Genomic DNA, 14197 nt, shown 5'->3' on the forward strand with positions numbered 1-14197 from the left:
GCGAGCCGGCTGGCCCCCGGTCGGAGCGGCCTCCACCGGCGCAGCTCGTGGAGCCGTCGCAACTTGTGGGCGATGACGTGTTGATGCGCGAGTCGGTCGAGTGTCCGGAGCGGTTCGCGACGCTGTTCGACCGGCATGCTGTGGCCGTTCACCGATATCTGGCGCGTCGGGTCGGTAGCGGGGCTGACGATTTGCTGGCTGAGACGTTTCTGATTGCGTTCAGGCGGAGGTCGACCTATCGGTCGCAGGGCGTTGATCCGCGGGCCTGGCTGTACGGCATCGCCACGAACGTGCTGCACCGACAGGCGCGGCAGGAGGAGCGCCGCTACCGCATGTTGGCCCGGTTGGCTGCCGCCGCCACCGATGTGATGTCGAGCGACGATGAAGCCATCCAGCGCGCGGACGCGCAAGCGTTGCGCCAGCAGTTGGCTGCGGCTCTGGTGCGGTTGAAGCGCGGGGACCGGGACGTGTTGTTGCTGACGGCGTGGGCGGGGTTGTCCTACGCCGAGATCGCCGCCGTGCTCGCCATACCTGTCGGCACCGTCCGGTCCCGGCTGAACCGGGCCCGACGCCTGACTCGTGAATTCCTCAGCTCGGCAACGATCAACCAGGAGTTGCTATGAACGATCTCGAATTGCTGCGCGAGCATGGCCCGGACGCCCCGCCGGTGTCTTCGGCGGCTTTGTCCAGCGCTCGTCGCCGACTGATGGCCGAGATGGTCGCGGTTGCGCCGGCCCGCCCTGGGTGGGGTAGGAGACGTGTCAACTTGGCTCTCCAACATCGGCGGGTTGGCCTCGGCTTCGCCGTTGCGGTCGTGGTCGCCGTGGCTGCTGGTGGTCCATTCGTGTTGTCGGAGCGTCGTGCGCCGGCCGGCCGGCAAGCGGGAGTGCAGCTCGTGGCGTTCGATGCGCCGGTGTATCCCATCGGGTTGCGTCCTCGCCCCGCTGGCTTGGCGGCGCCGACCTTCAGTGGCGGTGTTGCCCGCGACGAGCAGGGCAACGACCGGCCGCTGATGACGGCGGTCTTCTCGGCGAATGATGGCGTCAGCGATATCTATCTCGGCGTGAGCGATCGGTATGTGCCACAGGACGTGCCCGAGCGGGTCCGGTCCGTCTCGATGCAGGGCGTGCCCGGCTTCGTGGTCGAACATCAGACACAGTCCGGCACGTCGGTGGTACTGAGTTGGCAGCGCCGGTCCGGTCAGTGGGTCACGCTCACCGGCCATGGTCGCTTCGGCAGCGAAGCGGCGGTGCGGGGGCTGGCCGCGACCGTGGCGGATGATGCCCGGCCGGTGCCGCTGCAGGTGCGTCTCGCCCCAGCGGGCTGGCGGTTGGCAGCGTTCAAGGACAACAAGATCGTGACCCTGCGCGCCCCCGCGTCTGGCGAGGAACTCAGTGTCAATCTCGTCGAGACTCCCGAAAGAAATCTGATGGGCTTGGTGAGCGGCGCTAAGCGGATTGAGACGGTGCAGGTCAACGGCAGGGAAAGTGATCTGGTGCAGACGCTCAACGGGTGGTTCCTGCAGGTCCCGCTGCCTGACGGGACCGCCTTTCACCTGCAGGCGCCAGCGATGTTGACTGGCGAGCAGGTCGTGGCCGTTGGCACCCAGGTCATCGTCACGCCGAGCGGCCGGTGAGGCGGCGGGGCCTCGGCCCTAGCTGCACCTCACCTGATCGCCCCTGAGGCGCGGCAGTCCCTGCTGTCGTAGGCCAGGCGCATCGGGGGATGGTCCAGGTAGCTCAGCTGAGTTCCAAGATCGCGCTCGATCTTGGATGTAGTGGTATCGACGCGTCGGCGATGCCACTACATCCTGGTTCGAGCGTGACCTTGGCGTCCGTGACGCCGCAAACTCCGCTCCCGGTCTCTCGGGTAGGCGCTTGCCGTCAAGATCCGCGCAAACATCGGGGATGTTGCGCGGGGCCGTCGACAGCGCGCCCACCGTGAGGGCGCGGCATGAACGGGTGTGGATGGCGAGGTGACGGGGGTGCGGGGCCGATGCGGACTCGTTACGCTCGGGCCCGCTGACAGGTACGGACTTTGTAGCTTATTTTCACCCTCAGGACTTTCATGTAAGTTCTCTTCGTCACTGAGGGAGGCGGCCGTGGACAGTTCGGATGCCTACCTGCGGGTGCGTGACCTGCGGGTCCGGTTCGACACCGAGGACGGCGTGGTGCGCGCGGTCGACGGGGTGTCGTTCGCCGTGGAGCGGGGTCGCACCCTCGGCATCGTGGGCGAGTCCGGCTCCGGCAAGAGCGTCACCTCGCTGGCCATCCTCGGCCTGCACGACCCGAAGCGCGCCACGATCACCGGAGAGATCTCCGTCGGTGGGCGGCAGTTGGTCGGCCTGCCTGACGAGGAGGTACGCCGGCTGCGCGGCCGGGACATGGCGATGATCTTCCAGGATCCACTGTCGGCGCTGCACCCGTACTACACGGTGGGCCGGCAGATCGCCGAGGCGTACCGGGTGCACCACCCGAAGGCCAACCGGCGCGAGGCCCGCCAGCGGGCGGTGGACATGCTGGACCGGGTCGGCATCCCGCAGCCGGCCCGCCGTTTCGACCAGTATCCGCACGAGTTCTCCGGCGGCATGCGCCAGCGGGCGATGATCGCGATGTCCCTGGTCAACGACCCGGCGCTGCTGATCGCCGACGAGCCGACCACCGCGCTGGACGTCACCGTGCAGGCGCAGATCCTGGATTTGCTCGCCGACCTCCAGGCCGAGTTCCACTCCGCGATCATCCTGATCACCCACGACCTCGGCGTGGTCGGTCAGGTGGCCGACGACGTGCTCGTCATGTACGGGGGGCGTGCCGTCGAGCGGGGCAGCGTCGAGCAGGTGCTCCGCTCGCCGCAGCATCCGTACACCTGGGGGTTGCTCTCCAGCGTGCCGTCCCTTCACGGCGACGCGGACGCGGACCTGGTGCCGATCCCCGGCAACCCGCCCAGCCTGATCAACCTGCCGTCCGGCTGCGCGTTCCACCCTCGCTGCCGGTACGCGGACCGGGTCGGCGGCCGGTCCCGCAGCGAGGTGCCCGAGCTGCGCGCGGCCGGGGCCGACGGCCACCTGGTCGCCTGTCACCTCAGCGCCGAGGAGCGTGTCACGTTCTACGCCGAGGACGTCGCATCCGTGGGGGTGGCCCGATGACCGACGAACCACTGCTGCGGGTACGTGGGCTGACCAAGCACTTCCCGGTACGCCAGGGGCTGCGCGCCACCGGCCAGGTGCGGGCGGTCGACGGGCTCGACTTCGACGTGCGCCCCGGCGAGACGCTCGGGCTGGTGGGGGAGTCGGGCTGCGGCAAGACCACCACCGGTCGGATGCTGGTGCGGCTGTTGGAGCCGACGAGCGGCAGCATCGAGTTCGCCGGGCGGGACATCACCCACGCCGGCCGCCGGGAGTTGCGCCCGCTGCGTCAGGAACTCCAGATCATCTTCCAGGACCCGTACGCCTCGTTGAACCCCCGGCACACCGTCGGTCGGATCGTGGCGATGCCGTTGCAGGTCAACGGGATCAAGCCCCCGGGTGGCGTGAAGGCCCGGGTGCAGGAGCTGCTGGAACTGGTCGGGTTGAACCCGGAGCACTACAACAGGTACCCGCACGAGTTCTCCGGCGGCCAGCGTCAACGCATCGGCATCGCCCGCGCGCTGGCCCTGCGGCCCAAGCTGATCGTCGCCGACGAGCCGGTGAGCGCGCTGGACGTCTCGATCCAGGCGCAGGTGGTCAACCTGCTGCGTGACCTGCAACGGGAGCTGGGCCTGGCGTTCGTGTTCATCGCGCACGACCTGGCCGTGATCCGGCACTTCAGCCAGCGGGTCGCGGTCATGTACCTGGGTCGGATCGTGGAGATCGGCGACCGGGCGGACATCTACGAGCGCCCGCAGCACCCGTACACCCGGGCGTTGCTCTCGGCGATCCCGGACGTCACCCAGCTCGGCCCGGCGGGTCGGATCCGGCTGACCGGTGACGTGCCGACCCCGCTCGACCCGCCGTCGGGCTGCCGGTTCCGTACCCGCTGCTGGAAGGCGCAGGACGTCTGCGCCACCGAGGAGCCCGCGTTGATCCCCCGCGACGGGGGCAGCCAGGCCACCGCGTGCCACTTCCCCGAAGGGGAAGCGGCCAGCACGAGCCCCGAGGTGGCGGCTCCGTTCGTCGAGGAGGTGCCGTCGTGAGCCTGTCCCCGGTGGAGGGTGTGGCGCTGGCCGAGATCGAGTCCGACCTGGACGCGAGCACGCCCGCCGCGAAGGGTGTGGTCGGGCGTTCACCCGGTCAGCTCGCCTGGCTGCGGCTGCGCCGGGACCGGACGGCCGTGGTCAGCGGCGTACTCCTGGTCTTCTTTCTGCTGGTGGGGTTGGCGGCTCCGCTGATCGAGATGGCCTACGGTGTCGGTCCGCGGGAGCAGTTCCAGAACCTGCTGGACGGCTTCGGCATGCCGCTTGGTTACGCCGGCGGCGTCGCCGGCGAGCACTGGTTCGGCCTGGAGCCGGGGCTGGGGAGGGACATCTTCATCCGGCTGATCTACGGGCTGCGGACGTCGTTGTTCGTCGCGTTCGCCGCCGCGTTGATCACCGCGACGATCGGGATCGTGCTGGGCGCGCTCGCGGGCTACCTCGGCGGCTGGCTCGACGCGGTGATCAACTGGATCACCGACCTGACGCTGGCCATGCCGTTCCTGATCATCGCCCTGGCCCTCACCCCCACCATCACGCTGCGGTTCTACGGTGAGCGGGGGCAGGTGTCGTCCGCCTTCGGGATCGGCGTGCTGATCGCCGTGTTCGCCATCTTCGGCTGGACCAGCACGGCACGGCTGGTTCGCGGGCAGGTGATCGCGCTGCGTGAACGGGAGTTCGTGGAGGCGGCCCGGGCCAGCGGGGCCGGGCTGGGGCACATGCTGTTCCGGCAACTGCTGCCGAACATCTGGGCGCCGATCCTGGTGTCGTTCTCCCTCGCCGTGCCGCAGTTCATCACCAGTGAGGCCGCGCTGTCGTTCATCGGCGTCGGCCTCAGCGACGAGACCCCGAGTTTCGGCCGGATGATCTACGACAGTCTGGACTTCCTCCAGACCGACCCGGCCTACGTGTTCTTCCCGGGCATCATGATCTTCGCGCTGGTGTTCGCCTTCAACCTCTTCGGCGACGCGTTGCGGGACGCGCTCGACCCGAAGTCGTCCCGGTAGGGGTGGGCTCATGTCACGGTTTCTGATCAAGCGGCTGTTCTCCGCCACGCTGACCCTGTTCGCGGTGAGCGTGCTGACCTTCCTGATGTTCTTCGCCCTGCCGCGCGACCCGGCGAGCAGCATCTGCTCGAAGAACTGCAACCCGGAGCGGCTGGAGCGGGTCCGCGACGACCTGGGCCTGAACGACCCGCTGGTCAGCCAGTACGCCGGTTACATGAAGGGCATCGTCACCGGCCGGGATCTGGGCAGCGCTCAGGGCGGCCGGTGTGACGCGCCCTGCCTGGGCTGGTCGTACGTCACCAACGAGGCCGTCTCGGACACCATCGGCCGGGTGCTGCCGGTGACGCTGAGCATCGTCATCCCGGCGGCGATCCTCTGGCTGCTGCTGGGGGTGGGGCTGGGGATGGTCTCCGCGTTGCGGCGCGGCACCTGGCTCGACCGGGCGGCCATCGGCTTCTCACTGACCGGCGCGTCGTTGCAGCTCTACTTCGTGGGCGCGGTGCTGCTGCTGGTCTTCGTCTACAACCTGCGGCTGCTGCCGGTGCCCAGCTACACCTCCCTCTTCGACAACCCGGCGAAGTGGGCCAGCGGACTGGTGCTCGCCTGGGTGGCGCTGGCCTTCCTCTTCTCGGCCATCTACGCCCGACTGTCCCGGGCGCAGATGTTGGAGACGCTGTCCGAGGACTTCGTCCGGACCGCGCGGGCCAAGGGCCTGGCCAAACCCACGGTGTACGGGAGGCACGCGCTGCGCGCGGCGATCACCCCGGTGGTGACCATCGCCGGGCTGGACGTGGGCGGGGCGCTGGGCGGCACGGTGATCACCGAGACGACGTTCGGCGTGCAGGGGTTGGGACGTACGGCGGTGGACGCGGTGCGCTCGGGTGACCTGCCCACCATCATGGCCACGGTGCTGATCGCGGCCGTCTTCGTGGTGCTGGCGAACATGCTGGTCGACCTGCTCTACGCGGCCATCGACCCCCGGGTGCGGCTGCGCTGACCCGGCCGCTGTCCAGGGCGTGGCTGCTGGCGAAATTTATCGACAACTGTTACACAACTCGTAGGTTTTCTTCCTTACGATCCTCGGGACGTCGGCGGTTCTCGCCCCGACGAAACGCACGGCACATGTGAAGGGGGTATTCATGAGACCACGCGTGGTGGCCGCCGCGGGCGGCGCGATCGCTCTGGTGGTGGCATTGGGTGCGTGCTCGAAGAACACGGGCGAGGGCACCACCGTGGACACCGACCGGCAGCAGACCGGGGTCATCGCGACCGACCCCAAGGACTCGCAGGGGCCGGCGGCCGAGGTGAGCGGCGCCGCGAAGGGTGGCACCTTCACCATCATCCGGGAGTCGCCGATCTCCCACCTGGACCCGCAGCGGACGTACTCGTTCGCCGGTCTGATGACCAACCCGCTCTTCGCGCGCTACCTGACCACCTGGAAGGACGACGGCAAGGGCGGCCTCGTTCTGGTCGGCGACCTGGCCGAGACGCCGGGCAAGAACGTCAACAACGACTGCAAGGTCTGGGAATTCACGATCAAGGACGGGGTGAAGTTCGAGGACGGCCGGCCGATCACCTCCAAGGAGATCGCGTACGGCATCGCCCGGTCCTTCGACCCGGACCTCTCCGGCGGCCCCACCTACATCCAGGAGTGGCTGGCCGACACCCCGCAGTTCGACACCAAGTGGGACTTCAAGAAGAACAAGACCTCGCTGCCGCCCGGCCTGAGCACTCCGGACGCCAAGACGCTGCGCTTCGAGTTCGCCAAGCCCCGCTGTGACCTGCCGTTCGCGGTCTCGCTGCCGACCACCGCGCCGCTGCCCGCCGACAAGGACACCGGCGTCGACCTGGACAAGCAGCCGTTCTCGTCCGGGCCGTACAAGGTCGCCAAGAACCAGGTGGGCGTGCAGCTCACCCTGGACCGCAACACCAACTGGGACGCGAAGACCGACCCGGTCCGGCACCAGTACCCGGACCAGTTCGTCTGGAGCTTCGGCCCGACCGCGGACGCCGCCAACAACCGGGTGATCGCCGACAACGGCGCCGACCAGAGCGCGCTCGCCTTCAACACGGTGCCCGCCTCGCTCGTCGCCAAGGTGGCCGGGGACGCCGCGCTCAAGTCGCGGACCATTCTCTCGCCGACCCCGAGCGCCAACCAGCTCGTGATCAACAACCAGCGGGTGACTGACCTGAAGGTCCGCCAGGCACTCAACTACGCCATCGACCGCGAGGGCTTCATCAAGGCGATGGGCGGCCAGACCGTCGCCGCGCCGCTGACCACGCTGATGCCGTCGGCCACCATCGGCTACAAGGCGTACGACGCGTACCCGGCGGGCGCCAACGGCAACGTGGACAAGGCCAAGGAACTGCTCGGCGGGAAGACGCCGGAGCTGGTCCTCGGTGTCGCGGACAACTCGACCGAGCAGCAGCAGGGCGCACAGCTCAAGGCCAACCTGGAGCGGGCCGGCTTCAAGATCACGCTGCGGAACATCTCCGACGACGCGAAGCTCGACGAGATCAAGAAGAAGGACAACCCCTGGGACCTGTACATCGGTAACTGGGCGGCGGACTGGCCGAGCGGGGCATCGATCCTGCCGGTGCTCTACGACGGCCGGACCATCAAGGCCGAGGGCAACAGCAACCAGTCCTACTTCAACGACCCGACGATCAACGCCGAGATGGACCGAATCCAGGCCATGCCCGCCGCCGACCAGGGTCCCGAGTGGGCCAAGCTCGACGAGCGGATCATGAAGGAGCACGCGCCGGTGGTGCCGCTGTTCGTCGACGTGGCCTACAACGTGCACGGGTCGAAGGCCGGCGGGATCTTCATCTCCAGCGTCTTCGGCTACCCGTCGTTCGTGAACGCGTACGTCACGCAGTAAGGCACGCCGCAAGCCAGAAGGGTCCTCTCTCGACAGCGTCGTCGGGAGGGGATCCTTCTGTTTCCGCTGAACAGGTCACTTGGTGCGGCCCTGCCCGTTTCATCTGGCCGGCTGGGCGGGACGCGGTCAGATGGTGTGGATCGTGATGAGGTCTTCGAGACCGGCGAGGTCGTCGGCGTTGCGGGTGTAGATGGCGGCGTCGTGGGCGTGCGCGGTTGCGGCGATGAGTAGGTCCATCACCCTGGCTCGTGGCTGACGGCCGATCTCGACGACGCGGGCAGCCAGTCGCGTATAGCTGTCGGTGATGGCTTCGTCGATGGGAAGCGGATCAAATCGGCGTTGGATTGCGCTCAGCCGGGCTAGACGAAGTGCTCTCGCCTCGGCGGTTTTCGCGACCAGGACACCGAACTGGAGTTCGGCGAGGCTGGCGACGCTGATGGCCAGTTCGCCTGGAATCGGGGTTACATCGCTAGCGATGAGGACGCTGGTGTCGAGGATCCCGCGGCTCACCGCTCGACCCATGGATCGGTGACGCTGTCGTCGAGGAGGTCCCGATCCCTTGCCCACGCCGGGTCGGTGGGTTGATCGAACACGCCGGCCAGATCGTCCCATTCGCGCCAGGTTCGAGGACTGACCGGGCCGAGCACGGCGGCCGGTCTGCCGGCGACAGTGATCGTCACGCGTTCGCCGGCCTGCGCCCTGCGCACCAGGTCGCTGGCATTCTGCCGCATCTCCCGCAGTCCCACTTCATGCATACACGCTACTGTAGCACTTGTGCTACCTTCGTCGGAGGTTGTCGCGGGTTGACCGCATCGTTGGCAGGCCCGCTCACCTCACCGGCTGGGCTCGCGCTGGTGGCCGGTTGAGGCGGCGAAACGCTGGTGTGGCGGGCGTTGTGGCACGGCCCGGTATCGCCCGCTGAGCAGAATCCAGCCAGCCACCGCTGCCATCGGAGCGGTCATCAACACCGTGACTGCAATGACGTTGGAGGCCTCACCCAGCAGGGTGCCGGTCAGCAGTGACAGGGTCATGTTGTTTCCGGCATGCGCGACGCTCGTGGTCCAGATGCTGCCGCTGCGCAGCCGCAGCCAGGCAAGAATGATCTCTTGGCACAGGAAGGACACCGTCCAGACCAGCAGGCCCAGGGTCACGTTGCTGAACTCGATGTACCCGAGGAACGGCAGCGGATAGTGCCAGACCGCCCAGATCAGGCCGGTGGCCAGGGTGGCGGCCAGTGGTCGTCCGGGGAAGATCCGCAGCCGGAGGTAGCTGGTCCAGCCGAACTCCTCGCCCCAGTAGAGCGGGGCCAGTAGCGGTACGACGAGCATCAGCACAATCAGGGAGGCCCACCACGGCAGGCCAGGTGCCAGCTCGTTCAACGGTGCCAGGGTCGGCCGCCACAGCCCCAGGGCTGCGGCGATGCCGACGGCAGCGACGGTGAATGCCAGCGGTCCCAGCCAGGCCGCAAGGTAGTGGGGCCACGCCGCGCGTAGCCGCAGCGCCAATCCGGCGTCGGCAAAGCCTTCACGTGTGACCCAGCGGCGAACAATGAAAGCGGCGGCGGCGGGCGCGATCCAGCCGAGGGAGAGGATCTGCACGAGCGGATCCGCCAGCGAGAAACCCAGCAGGTAGAGCGTGATCTCGACGGTCCACGTTGCGCCAAAGGTGATGAGTAGGAACGTTCCCAGTCCCTTGATTCTCGGCATCACGCCAGGCAACCATTCGGCCGGGCGATGACCACTACGCCCAGCTATCGAAACGGCGTAGGGCTGGGTATACCTCGCCCATAGCGTTGGTCCAGAGACTCTGTGGGCGGCCCGCGGCCTTCCTCCTCACGACGTTGCCCGTGGCGCTCCCGCTCCCGACAGCGTCGTCGGGACGTCCTGCCGGACGGGTCGCCGAAACCGTGGCGATAGGGTGGCGCGGTGTTCTCCGCCGGCGAGCGTGACTCGATCCGAGAGCGGTTACTCGGCCTGGCCGACGAAGACCCAGCCGTCGTCGGGGCCGCCATCACCGGATCCCACGCCCTCAACGGCGGCGACCGATGGTCGGACATCGACCTGGTGTTCGGCATCGAAGGACCGCTGGATCCCGCGATGCACCGCTGGACCGACCTGCTCTACGGGGACTTCGCCGCCGTGCACCACTGGGACCTGCCGTCCGGTCCGGCGGTGTACCGGGTGTTCCTGCTTCCCGACCTGCTCGAAGTGGACATCGGGTTCACCCCGGCCGCGGAGTTCGGGCCGCTCGGTCCTACCTGGCGTACCGTCTTCGGGCATCCCGTACCGGCGAAGGACGACCCGTCCCCTGGTCGCCGGACCCTGGTCGGGCTGGGATGGCACCACGCCCTGCACGCGCGGACGTGCATCCAACGACACCGGTGGTGGCAGGCCGAGCAGTGGATCAGTGCCCTACGCGGCCAGGTTCTCGCCCTGGCCTGCTTGCGACTCGGTCACCCCACGAGCCATGCGAAGGGCGCCCACCTGCTTCCCACCGCGGTGACCGCGCCGCTGAACACCACCCTGGTACGCGCGCTCGACGAAGCCGAACTCACCCGTGCACTCACCGCGGCGACGGCTGCGCTGATCGCGGAACTCGCGCTCGCCGACGCGGCCCTGGCGGCCCGACTCGCCTCCACCCTCAGCGACCTGCGCGACGATGCTAACCCGGTCGTGGATCTCCACACCGGCTGTTAGCGTCGCGGCATGTTCGCCACCGATCGGGTCCGACTGCGCCCGCCCACGCCCGACGACGCGGCGGACATGTTCCGCCTCTACGGTGATCCCGAGTTGCACCTGATCACAGACGGCGAGCCGTTCCTGCCGCGCCACGTCGGCCAAATCCGGGCTCGGCTGGAGAAACAGGTCAGCGAGCCACCCGACGGCCGGGCCGCGGTGCCGTTGCTGGCCGAAACCGTGGCCGACGGCACGTTCCTCGGTGGCGGCGCGCTGTGGGGGATCGACGCGTTCAACCAGTACGCCCACCTCGGCATCTCGCTGCTACCCGAGGCACGTGGTCAGGGGTACGGGACCGAAGTGATCCGGTTGCTCTGCCGGTACGGCTTCCGCAACCGCAACCTACGCCGTCTGGAACTGGAGACGGTGGCCAGCAACACGGCCATGCGGCGTACTGCGGAGACGTGCGGCTTCACGCACGAAGGCACCCAGCGGGAGCGCGAGTACGACGGCGACGGCTTCGTGGACATGGTGATCTACGGTCTGCTCCGGCGCGACTGGACGCCGTAACCGGCCGTGAATCAGGGCTGGACTGAGCTTTCAATAGCGGTGCTTTGCTGCGGACGAAGCGCGGTCAGCAGACTGTCGAGTTGACCCCAAGCCCGCGCGCTGGAGATGTGGTCGATGTAGTCGCGGGACTCGATGATGAGCCCGTCGCGGATGCGCATCACGAAGACACACGGCACCGTGAACGCCTCGCCCGTCTCGTCGACCCGCCCCTGATAGGCGAACTCGGCGACGATCACCTCCGGGTCGGCGGTCTCGTGAATCGTCACGTCGACCGGCTTGCGGTTCAGCGTCCGGGCGACCGGAGGTGGCGAGGTGAAGTGCTCGTGCAGCTCACTGCGACTGAGTAGCGGTGGCGGGTTGAGCGGGTGGAACGGATGCGTGACGTGGGTTTGTTCGGCGTACAGGTCGGCCAAGTCCTCGTACGGACCGTCGCAGACGCCGTTCACCAGCCGGAGGAAGGTTTCGCGTGGGCTAGTCATGCCGGGCTTCCTTCGAATCGGTGGATGTCACTTGGGGCATGCCGAGGACTGCATCCGGGAGTGGCCGGCACCCCAACGACGGCACCCTACCGACCTCAGCCCCGAGCTGGCTGCCCCGGAGCGCCTGGTCGGCCTTGTCGGGTGCGCTGAGATCGGCCGTGAATCCATCAACCGATGAGCGCTTCCGCGATCTGCCGGGTGGTCTGTGCGGCCACCCGCGCATCGGAGGCGGCGTACGAGCAGTAGGCGTTCAGGCCGGTAGCGAGTGCCCATCCGCGACCCCTGGCCCACGTCGGATCGTCCACGCCGAGCGCGGCGCGGAAGACGGCACGCGTGGTGCGCGACATCAGAGTAAAGGCGCTGGTCATGTCCCGTGCCGGATCGCCGACACCGAGGCCACCGAAGTCGATCTCGGCGCTGACGCGGCCGTTCACGGTCAGAATGTTGCCAGTGTGAAAGTCGCCGTGGAACCAGACCGGCGGGCGGTTCCAGCCCGATGTGCTCAGCGCCGTCTCCCAGACCGACGTCAGGGCCGCCGCGTCGAAGACCCCGGCAACCTGCGCGATCCTGGTACGTGTTTCGTCGTCCCGGGCAGCCAACGCCCGACCGTCGCCCTGCGGCACCTCCAGGACCGGGAACCGCTGAAGTGCGCTGAGAAATCCGGCCAGAGCGACGGCGGCCTTCCGCGACTGCGCCAGAGCAGCTGAGGTTGCCACCTCGCCGTCAAGCCATTGAGAGACCGTCCAGGGCCACGGATACCCGAGGTCCGGCCGACCCACCGCGACCGGTTGCGGGATGGCCAGCGGTAGGTGCGGGGCCAACCGTGGCAACCACCGATACTCCTTCTCGGCCTGACTGACGGCACCGGCGTGCGGTCGATTCGTGGTCGGGCGATTACCACGGACGGCTCCTACCGGGAGAGAAGTCATGACCATGAGAGTTCACGACTGATCACCTGTCGACCGGGTTCCCATACCTGTCTGGAGTGTGGGACACCGAGCCTTTCCCGCATCCGCCGTCAGTGCGCAGCAGGTCGCCCGCGCCCCGGACGCCCCAGCCACGATCACCCAGCTCGCCATCAACCTCGGGGTGCTGTGAGCGGGACGGGTTAGGCTCGGCACGGTTCCTGACCGTGGGGAGTTGCCGATGCGCGTCACCACCTGGCTCCGGTCACCGTCCATCCGTCGACGCTTGTTCGTCGCTGCCGTGCTGGTCGGCTGTTTCGTCTGGGCGATGGTCGTCGTCGGGCTGTCGTTCGCGATGGTGGAGCGTGGCAGCGGCCAGTGGTGGGCGATCCCACTGTTCGGCGCGTTCGTGTTGGCGGTCGCGGTGCTGGCCGTCCGTTGGGTCGCAGCCGTCCCGTCCGGGGCCGACCTGGCACCGGCAGGTCTGGCCGTGCCCGTCGCCGCTCAGGGGCCGTCGCCAGTCGCGGTGCGGCGCAGGCTCGCGGAGCCGCTCAGCTCGCGCGAACTGGAGGTGCTACGACAGTTGGCGACCGGTCGTACGAACGCGGAGATCGCCAAGGGGCTCTTCGTCGCGACCGGCACAGTGAAGGCGCACCTCAACCACATCTTCCGCAAGCTCGATGCGACGAGCCGCCTGCAGGCCGTCGCGCACGCCCGCGAGGCCGGTCTGCTGGAATAAACCCTGTTTAAACCAGCGGTAGACCGATCGGCAGATGCCCTCCCCGGTGGTCCTTCCTAACGTCCGGAGGCATGAAGCAGCGTATTGATCACGTAGCGCCGTTCGCCCTCGTCGCGTTGTTCACGATCGTGGTGCAGGGGCTGTCCCTGATGGAGTTTTTGCCACTGCCGATCGCCCTGCTGGCCGGGGCCGGATGGGCGGTCCTGATCGGGCTCGTCGCGCGCTGGATCCGCCGCAGACCGGCGTTGAGCGCCTGGGTCGAGGATGGCCTCGTGGCGCTGGGCTGTGTGACCATGGCGCTGCTCGCGTTCGGCGGCGCCATCGGGCTGGTGATGCTGGGTGCCGCGCTGGACAGCTCCTCGATCACCGGCGAGACGCTGGTGACGATGTTCCTCCCCAGCATTCCGGTCGCGATCGCGGCGAACGTCCCCACCGAACTCGTCATCCTGCCGGGGCTGCTGGTCCTCGGATGGCGTCCCGGTGCCCGTCGGATCCTCTTCGTCGCCGCAGCCGCCGTGTATTTCGTCCACCGGGTCTGGACCTACCTGGTGTTCGCGCCCGACCGCCTGGACTTCGCTGCGGCGGAGCGGTCCACAGCGGTGCTGACCACAGCGGAGAAGGATCAGTTCGCCGCTGCGCTGCACGTCGACGACCCTCGATGGGTCCTCAACCTGCTGATCTTCGCGATCATCCTGCTTTCCGCGTTCGTCTCCAGCCGCGGCCGGCAGGAGGAGGGAAGCCGGAGTGCGGTACGCCGCCGGCGTCGGTGATCA

General features: G+C 68.2%; 16 protein-coding genes. 11 read left to right on the plus strand and 5 right to left on the minus strand.

What is annotated here, in order from left to right; translation table 11 throughout:
- Positions 1 to 83 precede the first annotated feature (83 nt).
- The 7 genes from AB0O48_RS09265 to AB0O48_RS09295 all read left to right on the plus strand — a co-directional run bounded on the left by AB0O48_RS09265 (position 84) and on the right by AB0O48_RS09295 (position 8056).
- On the plus strand, positions 84 to 623 hold the full coding sequence (locus AB0O48_RS09265; protein ID WP_365064241.1) for an RNA polymerase sigma factor: 540 nt from the start codon (positions 84 to 86) through the stop codon (positions 621 to 623).
- Positions 620 to 1636 (plus strand): hypothetical protein, encoded by a 1017-nt coding sequence (locus AB0O48_RS09270; RefSeq protein ID WP_365064244.1) that lies wholly within the window; start codon positions 620 to 622, stop codon positions 1634 to 1636. The genes AB0O48_RS09265 and AB0O48_RS09270 overlap by 4 nt, the downstream gene beginning before the upstream one ends.
- Before the next feature lie 465 nt (positions 1637 to 2101).
- A complete protein-coding gene (locus AB0O48_RS09275) occupies positions 2102 to 3145 on the plus strand; it encodes an ABC transporter ATP-binding protein (RefSeq protein WP_365064247.1) in 1044 nt (347 codons plus the stop codon).
- The gene (locus AB0O48_RS09280) at positions 3142 to 4170 is read left to right on the plus strand and encodes a dipeptide ABC transporter ATP-binding protein (RefSeq protein ID WP_357246875.1); all 1029 of its coding nucleotides are present in this window, start codon (positions 3142 to 3144) and stop codon (positions 4168 to 4170) included. Before AB0O48_RS09275 ends, AB0O48_RS09280 begins: the two co-directional genes overlap by 4 nt.
- Positions 4167 to 5174 carry an ABC transporter permease gene (locus tag AB0O48_RS09285; protein WP_365064250.1) on the plus strand — a complete coding sequence of 336 codons (1008 nt, stop codon included), beginning with the start codon at positions 4167 to 4169 and terminating at the stop codon, positions 5172 to 5174. The genes AB0O48_RS09280 and AB0O48_RS09285 overlap by 4 nt, the downstream gene beginning before the upstream one ends.
- A gap of 10 nt (positions 5175 to 5184) precedes the next feature.
- On the plus strand, positions 5185 to 6171 hold the full coding sequence (locus tag AB0O48_RS09290; RefSeq protein WP_357571873.1) for an ABC transporter permease: 987 nt from the start codon (positions 5185 to 5187) through the stop codon (positions 6169 to 6171).
- 142 nt (positions 6172 to 6313) lie between these two features.
- A complete protein-coding gene (locus AB0O48_RS09295) occupies positions 6314 to 8056 on the plus strand; it encodes an ABC transporter substrate-binding protein (protein WP_365064253.1) in 1743 nt (580 codons plus the stop codon).
- Positions 8057 to 8182: 126 nt separating this feature from the next.
- Here the strand turns inward: AB0O48_RS09295 and AB0O48_RS09300 are convergent, their stop codons facing one another.
- The 3 genes from AB0O48_RS09300 to AB0O48_RS09310 form a co-directional block, all read right to left on the minus strand.
- Complete coding sequence (locus AB0O48_RS09300; RefSeq protein ID WP_365064256.1) at positions 8183 to 8566, minus strand: PIN domain-containing protein; 384 nt, start codon at positions 8564 to 8566, stop codon at positions 8183 to 8185.
- Positions 8563 to 8811: a type II toxin-antitoxin system prevent-host-death family antitoxin gene (locus AB0O48_RS09305; protein WP_357246860.1), complete on the minus strand. Its 249-nt coding sequence runs from the start codon at positions 8809 to 8811 to the stop codon at positions 8563 to 8565. The genes AB0O48_RS09300 and AB0O48_RS09305 overlap by 4 nt, the downstream gene beginning before the upstream one ends.
- 78 nt (positions 8812 to 8889) lie before the next feature.
- On the minus strand, positions 8890 to 9762 hold the full coding sequence (locus AB0O48_RS09310; RefSeq protein WP_357246858.1) for a CPBP family intramembrane glutamic endopeptidase: 873 nt from the start codon (positions 9760 to 9762) through the stop codon (positions 8890 to 8892).
- Positions 9763 to 9981: 219 nt separating this feature from the next.
- On the opposite strand from AB0O48_RS09310, the gene AB0O48_RS09315 reads away from it, so the two are divergent.
- Complete coding sequence (locus AB0O48_RS09315; protein ID WP_365064259.1) at positions 9982 to 10752, plus strand: hypothetical protein; 771 nt, start codon at positions 9982 to 9984, stop codon at positions 10750 to 10752.
- 9 nt (positions 10753 to 10761) lie between these two features.
- The gene (locus AB0O48_RS09320; RefSeq protein ID WP_365064262.1) at positions 10762 to 11301 is read left to right on the plus strand and encodes a GNAT family protein; all 540 of its coding nucleotides are present in this window, start codon (positions 10762 to 10764) and stop codon (positions 11299 to 11301) included.
- An 11-nt stretch (positions 11302 to 11312) separates the two neighbouring features.
- Here AB0O48_RS09320 and AB0O48_RS09325 read toward each other — a convergent pair whose 3' ends face one another.
- The gene (locus AB0O48_RS09325) at positions 11313 to 11780 is read right to left on the minus strand and encodes a nuclear transport factor 2 family protein (RefSeq protein ID WP_357246849.1); all 468 of its coding nucleotides are present in this window, start codon (positions 11778 to 11780) and stop codon (positions 11313 to 11315) included.
- A 167-nt stretch (positions 11781 to 11947) separates the two neighbouring features.
- The gene (locus AB0O48_RS09330; protein ID WP_365064267.1) at positions 11948 to 12715 is read right to left on the minus strand and encodes an aminoglycoside phosphotransferase family protein; all 768 of its coding nucleotides are present in this window, start codon (positions 12713 to 12715) and stop codon (positions 11948 to 11950) included.
- 211 nt (positions 12716 to 12926) lie between these two features.
- Between AB0O48_RS09330 and AB0O48_RS09335 the strand changes: the two genes are divergently transcribed.
- Both AB0O48_RS09335 and AB0O48_RS09340 read left to right on the plus strand, forming a co-directional pair.
- Positions 12927 to 13424: a response regulator transcription factor gene (locus tag AB0O48_RS09335; RefSeq protein WP_357246846.1), complete on the plus strand. Its 498-nt coding sequence runs from the start codon at positions 12927 to 12929 to the stop codon at positions 13422 to 13424.
- A gap of 71 nt (positions 13425 to 13495) precedes the next feature.
- Complete coding sequence (locus AB0O48_RS09340; protein ID WP_365064270.1) at positions 13496 to 14194, plus strand: hypothetical protein; 699 nt, start codon at positions 13496 to 13498, stop codon at positions 14192 to 14194.
- Positions 14195 to 14197: the final 3 nt, after the last annotated feature.

The sequence above is a fragment of the Micromonospora sp. NPDC085948 genome (assembly GCF_040686315.1).
GTDB lineage: Bacteria > Actinomycetota > Actinomycetes > Mycobacteriales > Micromonosporaceae > Micromonospora.